At 52.9% G+C, this 21,238-nt stretch carries 13 protein-coding genes and 1 pseudogene; 12 read left to right on the top strand and 2 right to left on the bottom strand.

Going from position 1 to position 21,238, the window contains the following annotated elements:
- The first annotated feature begins 273 nt into the window (after positions 1-273).
- From ACIGDJ_RS16845 to ACIGDJ_RS16835, 3 genes are read left to right on the top strand one after another with little or no spacing between them, the layout of a single operon-like run.
- Positions 274-1,020, top strand: coding sequence for a gluconate 2-dehydrogenase subunit 3 family protein (locus ACIGDJ_RS16845; protein WP_397479300.1), 747 nt, complete (start codon positions 274-276; stop codon positions 1,018-1,020).
- A gap of 2 nt (positions 1,021-1,022) precedes the next feature.
- Positions 1,023-2,807, top strand: a complete 1,785-nt coding sequence (locus ACIGDJ_RS16840; protein ID WP_101159635.1) for a GMC family oxidoreductase — start codon at positions 1,023-1,025, stop codon at positions 2,805-2,807.
- 12 nt (positions 2,808-2,819) lie between these two features.
- Positions 2,820-4,121: a c-type cytochrome gene (locus ACIGDJ_RS16835; RefSeq protein ID WP_397479301.1), complete on the top strand. Its 1,302-nt coding sequence runs from the start codon at positions 2,820-2,822 to the stop codon at positions 4,119-4,121.
- Between the two features lie 66 nt (positions 4,122-4,187).
- On the opposite strand, the gene ACIGDJ_RS16830 is transcribed toward ACIGDJ_RS16835, so the two are convergent.
- Positions 4,188-4,490, bottom strand: coding sequence for a hypothetical protein (locus ACIGDJ_RS16830; RefSeq protein WP_397479302.1), 303 nt, complete (start codon positions 4,488-4,490; stop codon positions 4,188-4,190).
- A gap of 246 nt (positions 4,491-4,736) precedes the next feature.
- Between ACIGDJ_RS16830 and ACIGDJ_RS16825 the strand changes: the two are divergent.
- From ACIGDJ_RS16825 to ACIGDJ_RS16785, 9 genes and pseudogenes are all read left to right on the top strand, one after another.
- Positions 4,737-4,961: pseudogene (locus ACIGDJ_RS16825) on the top strand (radical SAM protein); the annotation flags it as partial.
- A gap of 86 nt (positions 4,962-5,047) precedes the next feature.
- Positions 5,048-7,402 carry a site-specific integrase gene (locus tag ACIGDJ_RS16820; RefSeq protein ID WP_058410473.1) on the top strand — a complete coding sequence of 785 codons (2,355 nt, stop codon included), beginning with the start codon at positions 5,048-5,050 and terminating at the stop codon, positions 7,400-7,402.
- A complete protein-coding gene (locus tag ACIGDJ_RS16815) occupies positions 7,399-9,501 on the top strand; it encodes a site-specific integrase (RefSeq protein ID WP_033988177.1) in 2,103 nt (700 codons plus the stop codon). Before ACIGDJ_RS16820 ends, ACIGDJ_RS16815 begins: the two co-directional genes overlap by 4 nt.
- Positions 9,494-10,438 carry a hypothetical protein gene (locus tag ACIGDJ_RS16810; RefSeq protein ID WP_058410472.1) on the top strand — a complete coding sequence of 315 codons (945 nt, stop codon included), beginning with the start codon at positions 9,494-9,496 and terminating at the stop codon, positions 10,436-10,438. Before ACIGDJ_RS16815 ends, ACIGDJ_RS16810 begins: the two co-directional genes overlap by 8 nt.
- A gap of 412 nt (positions 10,439-10,850) precedes the next feature.
- A complete protein-coding gene (locus tag ACIGDJ_RS16805; RefSeq protein WP_169882235.1) occupies positions 10,851-12,131 on the top strand; it encodes a site-specific integrase in 1,281 nt (426 codons plus the stop codon).
- Between the two features lie 444 nt (positions 12,132-12,575).
- Positions 12,576-14,930 (top strand): AAA family ATPase, encoded by a 2,355-nt coding sequence (locus ACIGDJ_RS16800; protein ID WP_033988180.1) that lies wholly within the window; start codon positions 12,576-12,578, stop codon positions 14,928-14,930.
- Complete coding sequence (locus ACIGDJ_RS16795; RefSeq protein ID WP_033988183.1) at positions 14,927-16,879, top strand: UvrD-helicase domain-containing protein; 1,953 nt, start codon at positions 14,927-14,929, stop codon at positions 16,877-16,879. The genes ACIGDJ_RS16800 and ACIGDJ_RS16795 overlap by 4 nt, the downstream gene beginning before the upstream one ends.
- A gap of 381 nt (positions 16,880-17,260) precedes the next feature.
- On the top strand, positions 17,261-19,237 hold the full coding sequence (locus ACIGDJ_RS16790) for a class I SAM-dependent DNA methyltransferase (RefSeq protein ID WP_033988186.1): 1,977 nt from the start codon (positions 17,261-17,263) through the stop codon (positions 19,235-19,237).
- Positions 19,234-20,022: a restriction endonuclease subunit S gene (locus tag ACIGDJ_RS16785; protein ID WP_083514935.1), complete on the top strand. Its 789-nt coding sequence runs from the start codon at positions 19,234-19,236 to the stop codon at positions 20,020-20,022. Before ACIGDJ_RS16790 ends, ACIGDJ_RS16785 begins: the two co-directional genes overlap by 4 nt.
- 129 nt (positions 20,023-20,151) lie before the next feature.
- Here the strand turns inward: ACIGDJ_RS16785 and ACIGDJ_RS16780 are convergent, their stop codons facing one another.
- Positions 20,152-21,132: an IS5-like element IS1384 family transposase gene (locus tag ACIGDJ_RS16780; RefSeq protein WP_010466230.1), complete on the bottom strand. Its 981-nt coding sequence runs from the start codon at positions 21,130-21,132 to the stop codon at positions 20,152-20,154.
- Between the last annotated feature and the right edge of the window lie 106 nt (positions 21,133-21,238).

The following is a 21,238-nucleotide window of genomic DNA, read 5'->3' as shown; positions in this document are numbered from 1 at the left end:
TGGGCTGACCGATTCGGCAATCTTCATGGAAGGAGTTGCAGCTTCGCGGCTCAGCGGTCAATGCGCCGTGAGCCGGCCGTCAAAGAAATGTGAATCGTCGCCTCACGGGCTTTTTTCCGCCCAAACGGTTTTTCTTGATGCTTAGCCTGCTACCATTTGTCACATGATGTTGCAGACGTGGCGCCCATAGTCGGGCCAGAAACTCGTCATCGCGACGCACCATTCCTCGAGCCGCTCGCAGAAGCGGCTGACTTTTATGCCTGATGAGGTCCCATGTCTGATCAAGATCGAGACAACCCGCGGCGCGAGTTCTTGCGCAAATCCTTGACCCTGATTCCGGTGGTCACGCTCGCCGGTACTGGCCTGGGCAGCAGCGTGCTGCAAGCTGCACCTGAAACTGCGCCCGCCAAACCTGCGGCCCAGCCGGTTCGCGCCGAGGCCGGCGAGTACCAGCCCGGCTATTTCACCGCTGAGGAGTGGGCATTCATCAATGCCGCCGTCGCGCAATTGATCCCCAACGATGCTCAAGGCCCCGGTGCCCTCGAAGCCGGCGTGCCGGAATACATCGATCGTCAGATGAACACGCCGTACGCCGCAGGCGCGCTCTGGTACATGCAAGGCCCGTTCAATGCCGACGCTGCGCCTGAGATGGGCTGGCAGAGCAAACTGGTACCCAAAGACATTTACCGCCTCGGCATCGCCGCAACGGATCAGTGGGTTAAACAACTCAGCGGCAAAACTTTTGCCGAGCAAGACAGCGCTACCCGAGACGATCTGCTGAAACAACTCGAAGCCGGCACGCCGCAGTTCGACGCGGTACCGGCGAAGATTTTCTTCAATTTGCTGCTGCAAAACACCAAGGAAGGCTTCTTTTGCGACCCGATCCATGATGGCAATAAAGGCATGGTCGGCTGGACCATGATCGGCTTCCCCGGCGCCCGCGCCGATTTCATGGATTGGGTGGAACGCAACGAGCAATACCCCTTCCCGGCAGTGTCGATTCGCGGCGAGAGGGCGTAAGCATGGCAACGGTAATGAAGAAAGTGGATGCAGTCATCGTCGGTTTCGGCTGGACCGGCGCGATCATGGCCAAGGAATTGACCGAAGCGGGCCTCAACGTGCTGGCGCTGGAGCGCGGGCCGATGCAGGACACCTACCCCGACGGCAACTATCCACAGGTGATCGACGAACTCACCTACAGCGTGCGCAAAAAACTCTTTCAGGACATCTCCAAAGAGACGGTGACCATTCGCCACAGCGTCAACGACATCGCCCTGCCCAACCGCCAGTTGGGCGCGTTCCTGCCCGGCAATGGCGTCGGCGGCGCCGGCCTGCACTGGTCGGGGGTGCACTTTCGAGTCGATCCGATCGAATTGCGCATGCGCAGCCATTACGAAGAACGCTACGGCAAAAGCTTCATTCCCAAGGACATGACCATCCAGGACTTCGGCGTCAGCTATGAGGAGCTGGAACCGTTTTTCGACTTCGCGGAAAAAGTCTTCGGCACCTCCGGCCAGGCCTGGACCGTGAAGGGCCAATTGGTCGGTCAGGGCAAGGGCGGCAACCCCTATGCGGCGGACCGCTCCAATCCGTTTCCGCTTGAAGCGCAGAAAAACACCGTGTCCGCACAGCTGTTCGGCAAAGCGGCTACAGAAGTCGGTTACAAACCCTACAACCTGCCTTCCGCTAATACTTCTGGGCCCTACACCAATCCCTACGGCGCACAGATGGGCCCGTGCAATTTCTGCGGTTTCTGCAGCGGCTATGTCTGCTACATGTATTCCAAGGCGTCGCCGAACGTGAACATTCTGCCGGCGCTCAAGCCGCTGCCGAATTTCGAACTGCGGCCCAATTCCCATGTACTGCGGATCAATCTCGACAGCAGCAAGAGCAAAGCCACTGGCGTGACGTATATCGACGGCCAGGGCCGCGAGATCGAGCAGCCGGCGGATCTGGTGATTCTCGGCGCCTTTCAGTTGCACAACGTGCGTCTGATGCTGCTCTCCGGGATCGGCAAACCCTACGACCCGATCAGTGGTGAAGGCGTGGTCGGGCGTAACTTCGCCTACCAGAACATGGCCACGATCAAGGCGTTCTTCGACAAGGACACCCACACCAACAATTTCATCGGCGCTGGCGGCAACGGTGTGGCGGTGGACGATTTCAACGCCGACAACTTCGACCACGGCCCGCACGGCTTTGTCGGCGGTTCGCCGATGTGGGTCAACCAGGCCGGCAGCCGACCGATTGCCGGCACCTCGAACCCGCCGGGCACACCGGCGTGGGGCAGTGCGTGGAAACGCGCCACTGCTGATTACTACACCCACCAGGTGTCGATGGACGCCCACGGCGCGCATCAATCCTACCGTGGCAACTACCTCGATCTCGACCCGGTGTACCGCGACGCCTATGGTTTGCCGCTGTTGCGCATGACCTTCGACTGGCAGGAAAACGACATCAAGATGAACCGTTTCATGGTCGAGAAAATGGGCAAGATTGCCCAAGCCATGGGCCCGAAAGCCATCGCGGTGATCGGCAAGCAAGTCGGCGACCATTTCAACACTGCCTCGTATCAGACCACCCACCTCAACGGTGGCGCGATCATGGGCACCGATCCGAAGACCAGCGCGCTGAACCGCTACTTGCAGAGCTGGGATGTGCACAACGTGTTCGTCCCGGGCGCCTCGGCATTCCCACAGGGCTTGGGCTACAACCCGACCGGGCTGGTCGCGGCGCTGACTTATTGGTCGGCGAAGGCTATTCGTGAGCAATACCTGAAGAACCCCGGCCCGTTGGTGCAGGCTTAAGGAGCGATGACCATGAAAAATTTCGTTATCGCGACCCTCGCCCTGCTCGGCAGCACCGCAGTTTACGCGGCGCAAGCTGATCAGAATCTGATCAAGCAAGGTGAGTACCTGGCCCGCGCCGGTGACTGCGTGGCCTGCCACACGGCCAAGGGCGGCAAGCCCTTCGCCGGTGGGTTGCCGATGGAGACGCCGATCGGCACGATCTACTCGACCAACATCACCCCGGATAAAACCGGCCTCGGCGATTACAGCTTCGAGGACTTCGACCAGGCCGTGCGCCATGGCGTGGCCAAAAACGGCAGCACCTTGTACCCGGCGATGCCGTATCCGTCTTACGCACGGGTCAATCAGGCCGACATGCAAGCGCTGTATGCGTACTTCATGCACGGCGTCGAACCGGTGGCGCAGGAGAACAAGGCCAGCGACATTCCGTGGCCGCTGAGCATGCGCTGGCCGTTGATGGGCTGGCGTTGGCTGTTCGCGCCGAAAGTCGAGGATTACAAGGCCACTTCAGACGACCCGGTGATTGATCGCGGGGCGTACCTGGTTGAAGGCCTCGGCCACTGTGGCGCCTGCCACACGCCGCGCGCGCTGACCATGCAGGAAAAATCCCTGAGCGCGGCGGACGGCAGCGAATTTCTTGCCGGCAGTGCACCACTCGAAGGCTGGATCGCCAAGAGCCTGCGCGGCGATCACAAGGATGGTCTGGGCAGCTGGAGTGAAGGGCAACTGGTGCAATTCCTCAAGACCGGGCGCAGTGATCGCAGTGCGGTGTTCGGAGGCATGAGCGATGTAGTCACCCACAGCATGCAGTACATGAGCGATGCCGACCTCACCGCGATTGCCCGTTATCTGAAATCGCTGCCGGCCAATGATCCAGCGGATCAGCCGCACCAATACGACGAGAAAGTGGCCAAAGCGCTTTGGAATGGCGATGACAGCCAACGCGGCGCGTCGGTGTACATCGACAACTGCGCGGCCTGTCATCGTACTGATGGCCATGGCTACACCCGAGTGTTCCCGGCGCTGGCGGGCAATCCGGTGCTACAGACGGACGATCCGACTTCGCTGATCCACATCGTGCTCAAGGGCGGAACACTGCCCGCGACGCACGCCGCACCCTCGACATTTACGATGCCCGGTTTCGCCTGGCGTCTGTCGGACCAGGAAGTGGCGGATGTGGTGAGTTTCATTCGTGGCAGCTGGGGCAACAAGGGCGCGGAAGTCAGTGCCAAGGAGGTTGCGCATCTGCGCAGTGAAGATATGCAAAACACGTCCGGGGATGATCTCGGCCAGGTCACTCAACACAACTAAAAATAAAACCCTGCATGGAATATTCATGCAGGGTTTTCATTTATGAGGTGTTAGCAATAGTTGTGCTTACGGATTAATGATTGCCACATAAGCTTCGGCCAATGCGATCAACTTTTCCTTGTCATCGCTATCAATGTCACCGTCGCCGTCGACATCTTTCTTGTCGGTACGAATGGAGAAGGTCTTACCCTTGTCGGCCGATACCGCTACGACGTAAATCGAATCGACCAGAGTCTCGGTCGATAGCTGTTGCTCTGCATCCCAGCCCAGTTCCTTGCGCGCCAGTTGCAGTGAAACAATAGTGTCGGAGTCGGTGATACTCGGCTGCATCATTTGCAGAAAAACACCGCGTTGGTTCAAATACGACATTCAATCAAATCCTTTTAATTAGTTGGCCGGAGTCTGTTGCCGGTAGTTCCAGAGCCTATATAGGGAACCTGAGATCGGCAATTAGGCATCTGTATCTTCACTTGTCGTTAATCAAGCAAAAAATATATCCGTCGCAAACTTCATCAGCCAGCGGCATGGCCATTTTCGATAGCATCGCTGAACGGTACTGGATCACAGCGCACACCCTCGGATACTGTATGCATATACAGAGCAGAGGTTCGTTCGATGATCACTCCAGTACCACCCCGCGGCCGCGGCACCGCCACCAACCCGCACAACCGCTTCGCGCCCAGTCGTTCGGTGGTCGAGGATGATGGCTGGTATCAGGAAGTGCCGCAGACGCAAAACACCGAAGTGATCATCGAAAAAGCCAAATCGATCATCAGCCGCAACACCTCGCCGGATCTGCCCTTCGACCGCTCGCTTAACCCCTACCGTGGCTGCGAGCATGTTATCGTCGAAACAAAAATGTATGGCCAGACTGTCTAGTGATGCTTGATATTGCTGGCTAAAGACCCAATCCAATTGGAGGTCAGATGCCACGCAAACCCTTCTCCAAGTCTGCCCTTGAGTCGAGTGAACGACCGCTCCTCCAGCGCAAGCTGCCAGAAAACACCCCCCAAGCAATCCAAAAAAGAAGCACTGCAAGGGGACAAGTGGATGTTTCAGCTCAAGGGTTGCTTGTCCGAAACAAGACCACTGGCACCAAGGACTTCGTCCGTGACTTCACCGATTTTGTCAATGAGTATCCGCACCATAAATTAATTGTTCAGCAGTTACTCATAGGTGCGCAGCTCCATGCCGCAAAAAGATTGATCACGTATCAATCCCATCAAGACATCTATTACTCAATCCAAGAGTTTGTGCTGTTTCTAAATAGCGCTGAGCCGATCAATAAATCAGTCAAAGGTGTTGCTGATGTCGATGGGCAGGTATGCATGAATTTTAGGTCATTTTTAATTCGTTCGTATCCAGGCCGCACCGTAAATAGAAAAAGATACGGTGCATTAAAAAATATATTCATCTCGTTGAAAAATAAATATAAAGGGCAGGGCTGGGTCGGCAAAGAGTTTCAATGGCCACTTGGACCGGCGATGAACGAGCAAGTAACAGAAGGATATAGCAGGGAGATTCATAATAAGCTTGTAGAGGGATGCCTGGTTGATATTAAGTTTATTATGAAGTGGATGGAGAGTTACAAAGGTCTAGTGAAAGACGGGCAACCAATGCTGGAATACGATCTTTCATTAGAAAACTTGATGTTTGATCTAGTTATGAATGAGCAGGCCAAAAGATCCAATGGGTCGATCAAGGCGACACATGTTAAGGGGTTTGAGTGGGTCATACGCATCACTGGAGATGTTAAATATTACATACGGGAAAATGGAATAAGTATAGAGAAGTTTCTGGGCATTTACCGAGCCCGCGCCCATGAACTGGCGGCTAAAGGTCGCCCTGTAGTTGGTACTGAGGTCAGTGAACGGGGGATGGTGTATGGCTGTGATCGAGAAGAATCTGGGCGAATTGCAACTGCAAATGTAGGAAGACTTTATCCTGATTGGCCTATGCAAGTGAGCTTCGAGGAAGCTGGACATCTCTTTTCCTCTGAGTGGAGTAAAAACACCGCTCACGGAACAAACAAAAAATATTCTACGCTGGAAAAAAGATTACGGTCGGCCTTGATGTATATGAGGGTCGGGCCAGAGCACCTACCCTATGAAGTAGGTCAAATGGCATACTTCAGCAGAGTAGCTTTCACAATGGGAACTATATTCCCATTCTTTCTCTTCGTGATGTTGCAGACGGGCTGGAACTTTGAGGTTGTGGTATCGATAAGCGATAACCTAGACGACCACATTGAGGAGGACCTTCTGGATGATGACTATGTGATTATTTATGGGTACAAGGGACGGTCCGACAAAAGCCAAATGCATAGATCAAACAAGCGAGATAAGTTTGGCGCGTATCAGGTCTTGCGCTTTGTTGCCGCTGAAGTAACCAAGCATTTGTCGTCGCCTCATTATTTAAAGGGTAAATTATTCCAGTGTGTCATTTCGAAGAATCTTTGGAATAAGTTTGGTCGCTTATGCGCGCCCGTAACCACTACGAATTTTGGGCACGCTTCAACGGAGTTTCTACTTCGCCACGGCATAAAATTGGATACGGATACCAAGTCCCCCAGAATTGAAACGAAACGTCTTCGAACTACCTATGAAACTCGACGGAGAGAACAGGGTTTAGATATTGACGAGGTTTCGGCAATGATGGGGCATTCGAATCTCGATACCACAGTAAATCATTATGATAGTGACTGGGGGGCGGCAGAAATATTAAATGGTCGTCTAAGGAAGATTCAGAGAAAACATGAAGAAGATTTTAGAAGTTACTCAGCAAATCTTCTTACAGATGTGTCTTTGGTTGAGCTGCGTGAAGCCACTCTACGTTGCGGTAGCAAAGAAGAACTAAGGTCAGTTGTTGCACCATTAGTCGGTAGGCTGAATTCTTCTGAAGATGCGGTAATACAGTTGCTTTCTCCGGAAGGTCAGACATTCATTGCAAGTTGTCTAAACTCAAGGCGACCAGATTGGCCAGGCGCTGAAAGTTTTCTTAGGACGGATACGCCGTGCAACTACTTCAATCGTTGTCCGTTATGCTCACAGTGTGTGATCTTCAAAGAAGCATTACCTTTTATTGCAAGAAGAATTTCCGACCTTGACGGTCTGAGGGAGCGGTTAAATCCCTTAGAATGGGAGAAAAGCTATCGGGCTGAGTATTTAGGGTGGAAGGGGGTTATAGAGGGCTGGGGGGACCCGATTGAGATTGCGGAGGCAATAGATCAATCGAAACATCACTGCTATGCACTGCCATTGACAATGATAGGGCTCTCATGACAACTCCAACACGTGACCAATTAAAAGCAGTTTTAGAAGAAATAAGAAGTGGACTGGGTTATTACGAGGAAGAGTCAGAGCCTATCTCTGCTGAAGAAGATGATGAGGCTCTGAGTGGCGACTCTTCACTTGGGCTCATTTTCGATAATGTAAATATACTCAATCTTTCAAAAATAGATAAGAGCGAGTGGAGTTATATTAGGGTAAGTCCTAGAAGCTCTTTCGGCGATCCGGTTTGGGATTTTGGGGATTACCCCTCACCCTATGGATACCCCATACGAATCAATTTTGATTATGATAATATGTATGGTGTGAATGTTTGTGGCGTAGGGCACGAACATTGGGTGAATATTGCTAGGGCGCTGCTATTTTACCGTGTACCGCATTTCGGAATTCATGGTCGTGTTAATGCTTATACATCTCTAGAGACAGATAAAACTAAAGTATTAAGACTTGTCGGGTTGTTTCATGCCGAGGGTCTATATTTAGGTTCTGATAATTCACCAGATTATAGGACGGTGAATGATTTGGCCAAGTCGAGTGTGGAGCACTATATAGAGTCGCTTCCCACCTCTGGAATTAAGTGGGAGTTCTGTTACTTAATGTCCTTCTGGCAGGGCATGTCATCGATGGGTATGCTTCCGCCAGAGTACTCACTATACGATTCATACGTAACTAAAGATCTTGTCGCCAAATATAGAAGAGAATACGACGAGTCCTCTCGACCTTTCGAACCAATTCCGCTCGATGACTATGCAGAAATATTTAAATACTGCGTGGGATTTGTTGAAAACTATAGCGCTGATGTCCTATGGTTGTATAAAAACTTTGCACCAACGATAGTAGGCGCTTTTGAGACTCCCGAAAAGCTTGCCGCGATTAATTTTGGTGTTTCAACGGCGTCCGTTGAGGGGGTTGAAAGATTTAGGGATTATAAGCCAAAGTTGCTAGATAACGGTATGCCCTGGTGGGGAATAGTAATCAAAGAAAGAACGCATGAGAATGATGAGGGGCAGTATTTAAATCAAGCAGCTGTAATTAGCGTCGTTGTAGCTCTGATAGATGCGTGTATCGTACTTCTTCTTTGTCTGACTGGCATGCGTCGATCAGAGGTCATTGGACTTAAGGTGGATTGTCTTTCATTTAAGGCTGATGGATATTGGCTTACTTATACTGTTTTCAAAACTTCGATTTCTTCACAGGGCGATATTAAAACAATACCTATTCCGAAAATTGCTGCGGACGCAATTGAAGTCGTAGTAGAAATGGGACGTGATGCTCGTGCTTATGGTAAGCACGACTATCTGTTTGCCAAGATACCAAAGTTCAGTTTTGGAAACATTCCGCAGACCACTGGGATTGAGCGATCTTGCAATCGAGTGGCAGGCAACCTAGGTATTCAATATAGAGTACACCCACATCGTTTTCGGAAGTCTCTAGCCCTTTATATAATTCATCAAGACTCGCGTAATCTAGAAATTATTAAACGCCTTTTTTCTCACCGTAGCTTAAAAATGACGCTAAAGTACATCCTTTCTTTACCTGGCGTGAACGATGAAGTCAAAGCTACCTTGATTGAGGAAAATACGGAGATTCTTGTCGAAGTTTTGCAAGGAGTCATTTCTGGTCAAATTGGGGGCATTGGCGGGAAAAGGTTGGCCAAGACTGCTAATTCTTCTCCAATACTCAGGGCTAAATTGCAAAACGCGGGGAAAGAAAGCTTAAGTCAGTATGTCGCATCTTTGCTTGATGAAGGTGTGAAGCTTTTGCATAGAACGAATCTTGCAATCTGTTTGCGAACGCCAGGACTTACCAGCGAGTCACCTTGTGATGCTAAGAATGATAGCCCTGGGTCGAGGCTTCATCCAAATTTGTTTGCGTGTGACCCATATAATTGTAGATATGCTGCATTTGTCGAGGCTAATGTTCCATCATTAAAGAATGAGATAATTTTCCACGATAATATGATTAAGCATAGGTACTGTGGAGCGACTCAGAAGGAGTATTCGCAGAAACGAATCGCTGAAGCTTTTAAGAGGCTTCACGAGGTTGTAGGGGATGAGGCACATAATTTCCTTAAGCAGGTAGCGAATGGCTAAGCAAGAACTGCTCAACCGGGTATATGGGACTATTTCAGCGCTCCACAGAGGCGGCCGAAAAAAAATATCCGTGATGGAGGTTGCTAAATTATCTGGTGTCGCTCGGGCAACAATCAATCAAAAGCATGATCCTGACTGGGTGAAGGTCAGGGAAGTCATAAAAAGAACAGTTCATTCGGGGGGGGATGTAGAGGATTCAAGTGTGGTTTTCGAACAACCACTCAAAAACTCTCAAGAAATACATCATCGACTGAAAGAGTTGGAGGAGCAGTTATCCCTACTAAGGGAGAGAGCTAACACCACATATAATCAGTTGATCGAGAGGGTGCAATATTACTTTGCGTTGGCTAGTGAAAAGCCAGCTAAGCAAGTTGAGAAGGCTAAGGTCCTTCAAGAGCTAACTCATCAGAAGAATCAGAACGCAATTTTGCGTGCAGATCTCAAGGCGGCTCTTGCTGAATCATTAACTCCTGCGGTATCAGGAATTATTACTTCAAAAATTATTTTGGAAGTGCCTAATGCAGTATCAGAATCTGAGGCCATTCTGAATTTTTTGGAGAAACTGGACTCGTTATCTAATCAAAATCGATCTTCACTTGTTACCACAGTCTACATAATGTTCGGTCTTCCAATGTGCGGCAAGTCATCTTGGATTGAAAACCACAAGCCATCTACTCCAGGTGTATCCTTATATGTTAGTGGAGCAAGTGATACAGTTTCAATTCGGAGTTTGTTAATTTCTAGAATTAGGAAGGAATTTAACGTGCCTGTGCACTGTGTTCGATTTAGTATAGGCCTTGATGTCTGTATCTCTAGGGCCGAAAAACAGTTCAATGGTGCGGCTCTTGAATTGAATATTTTATCCATTAAAGGTGCGGCTGCGCGGCTCGAAGAAATACAATTCAGCGAAAATTTCGACTCAATCATTTTGGCATGAAATCAGTGAATGGTCTGAAGCGTTTCCAATCGTTTGTTGAAGAGCGACGTCGCTTGGGAGACTGGGCGGAATACGGTTCAGCAGATATGACTAGGCTTTCAAGAGTAAAGCTTGTTGAAGCATGTGGGATTAAGCGGAGCTTAATTTATCAAAATTCACAGGTAGTAGCTCTGCTTCGTGACCTAGAATCCGAATTAAGAGCACATGGTGTTCTATATGCGCGCAGTGCGGATAATAATTGTGTTCCCCAGAATGGTTCAACTCATGACGAGGAATTTGAGCTACGGTTAGTTGATTTATCTGCTTCGCTTTGTCAGTTTAATCAGTATTTAAGTGATGTTTCTAAGTCACTTCTGATGTACCCCTTATCGAGGCCAAAATAATTGTGTGTATCCTTCATTTTGGAAACGGTTTGGCCAGCCACTCTGGCTATATGCGAGCGCGCGTAGGAATTTATTTTGATGATAATCACAACGTCCTTGAAGCACCGACCATGTGGGCGATGGCTGTCTCGAAGATACGTTCAAGGAGTGATGAAACGACAAGAAACTATGCGAATATCCTGAGAAGGTTTTTGCAGTGGTTGGACGATAGCCCAATCGAAGGGGGTGAAGTTGTATTTGGTGCGCAGAACTGGCAGTTGGTGGATGAGGATGTTTTTGATGCCTTCCTTGTTCACATAGCATCTCCAACGGATGCGCTTCCTGATGGTCCGTCTCACAAAACCATGTATCACATTGCGGCAAGGGTCTGGAGCTTCTATCAGTGGGCCGAAAGGCAGGGCTATAAACACTATTTGGATATCAGTAGGACTGATATCCGATACATGCTGAAAGACCAGAAACTCCTGGCCCATATCAACCCAGGGGTTAAAGTTACTACCTTGGGATTTAATCTGCCCAGTGGTAGACCAGCAATGCATCAACGAGAAATGCAGAAATTTGTAAGGCAAACTGATTATGAAATAGCTCTCGGTGTGATGAATGATCCTGTTTATCAAATTATCGCAGCGATCATACGAATTACCGGGCTTAGACCGATTGATCTTTTTCAATTGCCCTACCGAGGGAAAAATGAAAATTATGGATTCATTCCTTATGATGAGGGTGAGTACCCAGAAGGGTTAGATAATGGAGCTATCTATTATTATTTTAGGTCCAAGGGAAAATGGCGTTCCATAGACTTTCCAGGGAAGCTGTGGAGAGTTATTTGCGAGTATTATTTACCCTTAAGGCGGCAACGAGCGAAGCTATATGAGGCTAAGCATGGCATTCCACCAAGGAATAGCGACTTGTTTCTTTCCGCTCGTGGTGATGTTGTTACTCATGGAATGCTTGGTTATAACTTTAGCAAGGTGGTTTCTGCAGCGAAGAACTCCGAGAGCGCTACTGATTTTAAAGCCATACGATTCAATGCACGAATGCTCAGGCACACCTGTGCGACATATTTTGTTTATGAGGCGTTGAAAGCCCAGAATAGACTTGGAAGGAGTTTTGTTTACGATGCAGCGCTCGACGAAGATCTCAGGAAAATGCTGGGCCACACTAATGTTAGAACTACACTCGAATACTATGTTCATCTAGTCAACCGATATGTGCACGACAATCTTCTGACTGATCTTCATCGCTCACGCGTTGATGCTGGTTTGTCCGCTATTTTAGACCGACATAATTACTCTGAGATTGTGGTATAGAACAGGCACTAGAGATGCTGCCTTCTTGGTGAGCAGCTCTGGACACGTCGATATGGTCCGCCTTCAGTCTCTTGGGGCGGCATTGGCCTGAACCCGCAGTCCAAGCTTGCCGCAATTTCCCCAATAATTTTCCTACCTGATTCCTGCGTTGGGAGGGTGTTCCGTGTGTTCTTTTTAGCGCAAGGCAGCTCGCGCGGTGAAATTATGTATTTTCACATAATTGCGCATAATTTAGAAATCTTGGCAGCAACGGCTTGATTCACCGCCCGGTTAGCAACTTTTCCATAGGTATTTGTTGGATAGGCGGAAATATTTGCGTGACAGGTGGAAGCTGGAACTATCTTCCGTCCTGGCCAAGTGACAGTATGCTCAATGTCTTGAGCACCTGGTTACTATGCCGAGGTGTCCTTATCTTCAGTAACTGGGCGGCCGCATGGAGGCACCATGACCACAGACCAGATCCCTGCTTCCTCTCTCACCGATAGCCCACCCTTGATCCCAGCGGGGCCTTCCCCCAAAGCAGCTGCAGCTATCGACACCCCACCGATCCGGCTCGCCTGCCTTGAGGTCTGTAATTTTCGACGCCTGGCCAAGACCCGACTTGAGCTCGACGAGGTCACTACCATTTTGGTAGGTGCCAACAACAGCGGCAAAACTTCCCTTCTTACAGTCCTCCGCAACTTCTTGAGCGAGTCACCCGGATTCCGCGCGTTCGACATTAGCCTTTCGCAGTGGGCGAAGCTGCGCGAGGTATGCCACCGCTGGGAGGCACTTGATGAGGATCCCACGACGGACTCCAAGGATGCCGAATCATGGGAGGCCGAGTATCAGGAACTCCAGGCGTGCATGCCCTTCATTGATCTTTGGTTCGACGCTAAGGAGGGGGCGTACAGCCATGTTGCGCCGTTCATCACCTCGCTGAAGTGGTCGGGTGGCGCAGTTGGTGTACGGGTACGGCTCGAACCTGTTGCAGACGCGAACGAACTTCGCAATCTGGCTTGGCGCTACCGTGAGGCGCGCGCCCCGGTCCGAGAGCTTCCGAAGGATGGCCATGCCTGGCCGATAGATCTGCTTGACTACTGGCTTAGACATTCTGCGGATCTGCGACGCATAGCCGCTTACCGTCTCGACCCCGTGAAGGGCCCCTTGGCCGATAAATCGCGCCGTGACTTGCAGGAGCTGCCACTTGGATCACAACCGATCGAGTTGCAGCATCTGCGCAAGCTCATTCGTGTGGATTTTGTACCGGCTCAACGAGGACTCGGTGCCGAAGAAGACGAAATGCGGTCAGAGTCCGCAAGTTCTCGGCCCGGATTGTTCTCAAGCCAACTCATGAAGTTCGCTCGGCAACACTTGAACGTAGCCCCATCCGGTCACGGACATCGAGAAGACTTGGTCAAGGCCGTTGCTAATGCACAAGCAGACCTCGACAAATCTATCTACAAGGCGTTAAAGCCAGCGATGGAGGACGTGGAGATTCTGGGTTACCCAGGCCTGCATGACCCTCACCAGTTCCATTTTCGTACAAGAATCCAGACCGCAGACCTTCTTGCTCACAGCACGGCCGTACAGTACCTCCTGGACAAAACTGCTGTTGATGAGTCCTTGCCTGAACACTCTATTGGCCTCGGCTATCAGAATCTGCAGTCGCTGAGCTTCATGCTCGTGTCATTCCGCGCCGCACGCCTCAATCCGCCGCAGGGCAGTCCGGCGGCAGTTCACCTCGTGATGGTTGAAGAACCTGAGGCCCATTTGCACGTTCAGGTTCAACGAAATTTTTCGAAGAACGCCCACGAGCTCATTCGTCCAAAGGAGCAGGTGCATAGCTACCTCCGCAGTCAGCTGCTGATCAGCACGCACTCGAGCCATCTGGCTCATGGAGACAACTTCACGCGTCTGCGGTACGTGAGGCGGGTGGCCAGCACGGTGCTTGGCGCAAAACCCAGCACGCAGGTCGTTAACCTGGGCGATGCGTTCGGCGAAGACGCTCCAACCAGGACGTTCGCCGAACGCTACTTTCAGGTGCAACACACCGACCTGCTTTTCGCTGACGCCGCCATCTTCGTGGAAGGAACAGCAGAGAGAATGCTGGTGCCACTTTTCATCGAGCGGGATTTCCCCAAACTTGCCAAGAAGTATGTTTCTTTCCTCGACATCGGCGGTAGCCACGCTCACCGCCTTAAACCCCTGGTGGAGCGATTGGGGATTCCGACGATCGTTATCACTGACTTGGATCCGGTTCTGCCAACCCGAACCGATAAGGGGCGCCTAGTCCGGGCAGCGGTGCACATCGCCGGCCAAGAAAAATTGGAGTGTGGGAATGACACATTGACCTCATGGCATCCGATGCTGGCGGAGTTTCAAGCTTTTGGTAAGCCGACGCCTGCCCAGCTGGTGTGGACATCCGACACAGGCGTTCAAGTCCGCTTCGCGTGGCAGCTTCCGGTTGCGGCTGCCAGCGAGCAGTGGCCCAGCTCGTTTGAGGACTCTCTAGTTCTCTCCAACATCGATTGGTTCAAAGCGTTGGAAGAGGAGGTTGACCCAATCACCGCTGCCAAAGTAAAGCACCGCGGCACCTTGGCAAAGGTGATAGGTCTTGTGCTCGACTACCCAGACCACGCCGAGCTGCTCAAGGAACTCCATGCGATGCTCCGCGGGAGCTTCAGTAAAGGAGATTTCGCGGCAACCCTGTTCGAACGGCTAAATGCTGGCCAAGACCTGAAATGCCCCGCATACATCACAGACGCGCTCACCTGGCTGAGCGGGCAACTCAACGTCACTGCGGGAGAGACCCCTTGAGTACCGCTCTGCCATCGTTTGGAAACGATCGCGACGCTCATGTCGTCGAAGATATCTGCGGCTACATCACGACAACCCCGCCTCGGAGTTTCTTTCTCTTCGCTGGCGCAGGGTCCGGAAAGACTCGCACGCTAATTGAGGTTTTGCGTCGAGTTACTGGAGTGATAAAGCATGAAGCGGGGGCTCACTATGCCGAACGACTTAGGTCTCGTGGACAGTCGGTGCGTGTTATCACCTACACCAAAAACGCGACCGCCGTCGTCAACGGTCGTCTCGGCGAAAATTACCTGACCGAAGTATCGACCATCCATTCCTTTTGCTGGGAACTCATCCAGGGCTTTGATGATGACATCCGGGAAGCCTTGCTTGCGTTCAATGCCGAAGATCTTGTGGCTGCCAAGGCCCATGCGATGGGTAAGAAAAGGGGCGAGTCCGACACCGACCGGCGGAAGTATGCGGAGATCGAGGCAGAGGCGGAGGAATTACGAAAGACTGATGAATTTAGGTATAGCCCGGACAGAAACACATTCGGTCCGGGGGCGCTATCGCACACCAACGTCCTGGACGTGACCGCATGGCTAATTGTTAAACGCCCAACGCTGCAGCGCATCCTAGAAGACCGTCACCCCCTCATCCTTATTGATGAATCCCAGGACACGATGAAGGGAGTACTTGATGCACTATTTGAACTCTCCAAAAACCGTCCGGATCGCATCACATTGGGGCTCCTCGGGGATCATCGGCAGCGAATCTACCCTGACGGTCACCACGACTTACCGTCACACGTGCCGGAAGATTGGGCGCGCCCTGCATTGCAGATGAATCATCGTAGCCAAAAGCGCATTGTTGAACTCATTAACAAGATTTGGGACTCGGACATCGAGGGCCGTACTCAGCCCAAGACTGGTGTCCCCCAGCACCCTAGGACAGAGAAAAACGGTGGAACCGTTCGAATCTTTGTCGGCGATGCTAAGACCGATTCCGCCGAAAAGATCCGGAGGGAAACGGAATGCGCGTTGGCCATGTCGGCCGAAACTGCCTTATCCGCCTGGCAAGAGCGTGGGAGTGGCTACAAAACCCTCGCCCTTGAACACAAACTTGCCGCCAAACGAGGCAATTTTTACGAGGCATACCGCGCGATGGAGCTGCTGGACAAGGATGCCGCAGTGCCTAAGAGCAATGGCGAGCGGACGGGGCCCACTATGGTGAGGCCGCTCCTCGGCCCAATGGTTGAACTTGCAGAATGTCTGCAGCCTGATGGTTCAGTGAACGAGTTCGCCGTCATGGATGTGTTGCGTAGGCACGGCGCACTTGCAAAGGTCCCGGAATCTCGCGCCGAGCGTCAGGCCGCGCTGGACAAAGCTCACGCTGCAGTTATGAGGTTCGCATCCGCCGCCACCAAGCCCGGAATAACCGTGCGAGAAGTCTTGGAACCGATCATCGAAGCCAGCCTCTTCGAAGTGGATAGTCGCCTAGTTGAGGCCTACGGTGATTCGTCGCCTCCTCCTCCAGAGCCAAAGACAAGGAGCAAGGAAGCGAAGGAGGACCGACGTAAGCGTGGCTGGCACGCCCTCTTCGGCACGCCCTGGCAAGAAATTGCTCGTTATCACGCCTATCTTGGGGGTGAAACCGAACTCGCGACGCATCAAGTCGTTAAAGGCTCTGAGTTCAAGCATGTCATGGTCATCATGGATGATGAGGAAGCTGGCGGCACGTGGTTCTCCTACGACAAGCTCTTCGGCGCTGAGGAATTGAGCCCGACTGATCTTGAGAACGTTGAAGGGGGAAAAGAGACCACTATTGATCGGACCCTAAGGCTACTTTATGTCACCTGCAGTCGAGCCGAGGAAAGCCTCGCTCTGGTTCTTTGGGCGAAGAACCCCGCTACAGCGCTCGACGCAATCAAACAGTCCGAATGGTTTACCGAGAACGAGCTTACCGCTTTGTAGTAGCTACTGCAGGCGCGTTGCGATGACCACGCGATTTTACAATTGTCGGTTTCCCTGCACTGGCGTTGGGTCTCCCTCAGCCGCTTGCCTTGTTATGCGACTAGATGATCTGTCTCGAAGAAACAAGCTTCAACCTCAGCGAGGTGCGACGGTAACTGCCGAATCAATCGCTGCCAGCCAAAGTGGCAACAGGCTTCGAGAACGGTATGGGAGTGCATACGGTCAGGACAAATCGGGAAGGTGCCGCCGGCTGACTTGCCTCTGTAGATAGGTCTGGACGCATCAGCGCTTTAAACGCCAACGGCTTTGGGTTCGAAGTGATTTCGCCTGCCCCTCTTCAGTTACACTCGGCGCTTTGCACGCCTTTCAAGGAGCAGTTGCGTGAACACGGAAAACCATTCCCAGACGGCCGCTTTCCTCTGGTCGATTGCCGACCTGCTGCGCGGTGATTTCAAGCAGTCCCAGTACGGTCGCATCATCCTGCCGTTCACCCTGCTGCGGCGGATGGAGTGTGTGCTGGAGCCGACCAAGGAAGCGGTGATCCGTGAGTCCTATGCGCAGGAAGGCCGGCCTGATCTGGTGCGTGAGCGTCTGTTGCTACGCGCCGCCGGCCAGCAGTTCTTCAATGCCTCCAAGCTGACCCTCGGTACCCTGTCCGACACCCAGACCGCCGCCGACTTGATGAGCTACGTGCAGTCCTTCAGCAAGGACGCCCGCGAGATCTTCGAGCACTTCCACTTTGAAGACTTCGTGCAGCAGCTCTCTGCGGCCAACCTGCTGTACCAGGTGGTGCAGCGCTTTGCCGCGACTGACCTGAGCCCGGAGCGCATCAGCAACTTCGGCATGGGCATCATCTTCGAAGAGCTGATCCGCAAGTTCGCGGAAAGCTCCAACGAAACCGCCGGGGAGCACTTCACCCCGCGCGATATCGTGCACCTGACCACCTCCCTGGTGATCACCGGGCAGGACGACAAGCTCAAGCCCAACAGCATCGTCACCATCTACGACCCGACTGCCGGCACCGGCGGCTTCCTCTCCGAGGGCGACGAGTACATCCAGTCCATCAGCCAGCAAGTCACCGTGTCGCTGCACGGCCAGGAGCTCAACCCCGAGTCCTATGCCATCTGCAAGGCGGACATGCTGATCAAGGGTCAGGACGTCACCAGCATCAAGCTGGGCAACACCCTGTCTGACGACCAGCTGGCCGACAGCCGCTTCGACTTCATGCTCAGCAACCCGCCGTTTGGCGTGGAGTGGAAGAAAGTCCAGAAGCAGATCACCGACGAGCACAGCGAAAAGGGCTTCAACGGCCGCTTCGGCCCGGGCCTGCCGCGCGTGTCCGATGGCTCGCTGCTGTTCCTTCTGCACCTGGTCAGCAAGATGCGTGACCCGCGTGAAGGCGGCTCGCGCATCGGCATCATCCTCAACGGCTCGCCACTGTTTACCGGCGGCGCCGGTTCGGGCGAGTCGGAGATTCGCCGCTACCTGCTGCAGAACGATCTGGTCGAAGCCATCATCGCCCTGCCCACCGACATGTTCTACAACACCGGCATCGCCACCTATGTGTGGGTGCTGAGCAACCACAAGGCCGCTGTGCGCCAGGGCAAGGTGCAGTTGATTGATGGCAGCCAGCACTTTGCCAAGATGCGCAAGTCCCTCGGCAGCAAGCGCCAGTACCTCACCGAGGAGCAGATCGACGAGCTGGTGCGCCTGTATGGCCGCTTCGAGCAAACCGCGCAGAGCAAGATCTTCCCCGTCGAAGCCTTTGGCTACCGGCGCATCACTGTCGAGCGCCCGCTGCGCCTGAACTTCCAGACCAGCGCCGAGCGCATCGAAAAAGTGCAGGAAGAAAAAGCCATCGAGAAGATGGACGCCCCGGCACGCCAGCGCCTGATCGAAGCCCTGCAGGCGATGGACGAAAGCCAGCTGCACCGCAACCGCGAGCAGTTCAGCAAGCTGCTGAAAAAGGCGCTCAGCGCTCACGATGTATCGCCCAGCACGCCCGAACTGAAGGCCATCCTCAACGGCTTAAGCGAGCGCGACCCCGAGGCGGATATCTGCCTGGTCAGAGGCCAGCCGGAAGCCGATGCCGGCCTGCGCGACAACGAAAACGTGCCGCTGGGCGAGTCGGTGTACGACTACTTCGAGCGCGAAGTAAAACCCCATGTGCCGGATGCCTGGATCGACGAGAGCAAGCGTGATGAACAGGACGGCGAAGTCGGCGTGGTCGGTTTTGAGATTCCCTTCAACCGCCACTTCTATGTGTTCCAGCCACCGCGTCCGCTGGCAGAGATCGACCGCGACCTGAAAGCCTGCACCGACCGCATCAAGCAGATGATCGAGGGGCTGTCGGCATGACGTTTCCGAGTTATCCGGTTTACAAGGATTCCGGGGTGGAGTGGCAAGGGGCTGTGCCTGCTGAATGGCCACGATCCGCATTAAAGTTTCTTGCCGATTATCAAAATGGCTATCCATTCAAGCCTGAGGACTGGGGTGAAGAAGGGCTACCGATTATCCGCATCTCTCAGCTAACAGGTGATACAGCACCAAATTATTACTCCGGCGAGCTTGATTTTCGTGTCAAGGTTGGCGATGGAGATTTGCTTTTTTCATGGTCTGCAACAATCGACTCGTTCATTTGGACGGGTGGCGCCGCCTGGTTGAATCAACACATATTTAAAGTCTCGCCTACAGTCGAAGCTGATCAAAAATTTCTTTTCTATTTGATAAAGCTTGTTGCTCCAAAATTGGCAGACTTTGATGCTCATGGCAGCACCATGAGGCATATAAAAAAGGAGAGCCTTTCTGAGCGTCTCCATGTTCCGACTTTGGTAGAACAAACCCAAATCGCCCGTTTCCTCGACCACGAAACCGCCCGCATCGACGCGCTGATCGAAGAGCAGCAGCGCCTGATCGAACTGCTCAAGGAAAAGCGCCAGGCCGTGATCTCCCACGCCGTCACCAAAGGCCTCGACCCGACGGCGCCGATGAAAGACTCCGGCGTGGAGTGGCTGGGTGAGGTGCCGGCGCATTGGGTTGTTAGGCGCATCAAACACTTGACCGAAGTGATTTCTAAGGGAACTACTCCAACAACCATTGGTGAAGACTTTCAGGACGAAGGTGTTAGGGATGGTCTGAAGTAGCCATGTATTTCCCCGGCATACCACCTAGCGCAACTTTTAAACTCGCCAAATGATCAAAAAACAATCAATTCGACGAGTATTTCTTACGTTTTCGCCACCCGGACCCCACTCCGGTGGCCATTTCCCGCATTACAGGCGCACCTCTCCTGCATTCGTCAGTAAATGTCGGCGCGCCATCCACAGGTTCGACAGAGCGAACAGTGTCACCAGTTGCGCCGTGTTTTTGGCCAAGCCGCGAAAGCGCACCTTGGTGTAACCGAACTGGCGCTTGATTACCCGGAACGGATGCTCGACCTTGGCGCGCACCTGAGCCTTGGCCTTTTCAATCTTGCGCTTGGCTTTGTACAGCACGCTGCGCTTATCGAGTTTTTTGTAGGTGCTGCGGCGTGCCGCCACCTGCCAGATAACTTCACGTCCTTCATGCTCGGGCCGCTTTTCGACACCGGTGTAGCCTGCATCGGCGCAGACCACGTTTTCGTCGCCATGCAGCAATTTGTCCACCTGGGTGACATCCGCCACATTGGCCGCCGTGCCCACTACGCTGTGCACCAGACCCGATTCGTCATCGGCGCCGATGTGGGCCTTCATGCCAAAATAATACTGGTTTCCCTTCTTGGTCTGGTGCATTTCCGGGTCGCGCTTGCCGTCCTTGTTCTTGGTCGAACTGGGCGCATTGATCAGCGTTGCATCGACGATGGTGCCCTGGCGCAGCGACAGGCCGCGGTCGCCCAGATAGCCATTGATGACAGCGAGGATGCCGGCCGCCAGCTCGTGTTTCTCCAGCAAGCGGCGGAAGTTGAGAATGGTGGTTTCGTCGGGGATGCGCTCCAGGTTCAGCCCGGCAAACTGGCGCAGGATCGTGGTTTCGTACAGCGCTTCCTCCATCGCTGGATCGCTGTAGCCGAACCAGTTCTGCAGCAGATGCACACGCAGCATCGCCATCAACGGGTAGGCCGGACGGCCACCTTCACCCTTCGGATAATGTGGCTCGATCAAAGCAATCAAGCCCTTCCACGGCACCACCCGATCCATCTCGATCAGGAACAACTCCTTGCGGGTTTGCTTGCGCTTGCCAGCGTACTCGGCGTCGGCGAAGGTCATCTGCTTCATCGGGAAACTCGGTGGGTGGGGTCGCGGTATTTTGCCAAATCAGAAAGTCTTTTTCAGAGTTTCCCTAGGCTGACAAGCCAAGCGCTGGATCGCAACCATCCATCAC

The sequence above is a fragment of the Pseudomonas sp. NPDC079367 genome, assembly GCF_044542195.1.
Classification (GTDB): Bacteria; Pseudomonadota; Gammaproteobacteria; order Pseudomonadales; family Pseudomonadaceae; genus Aquipseudomonas.
This window is presented reverse-complemented; position numbering and strand designations above follow the sequence as displayed.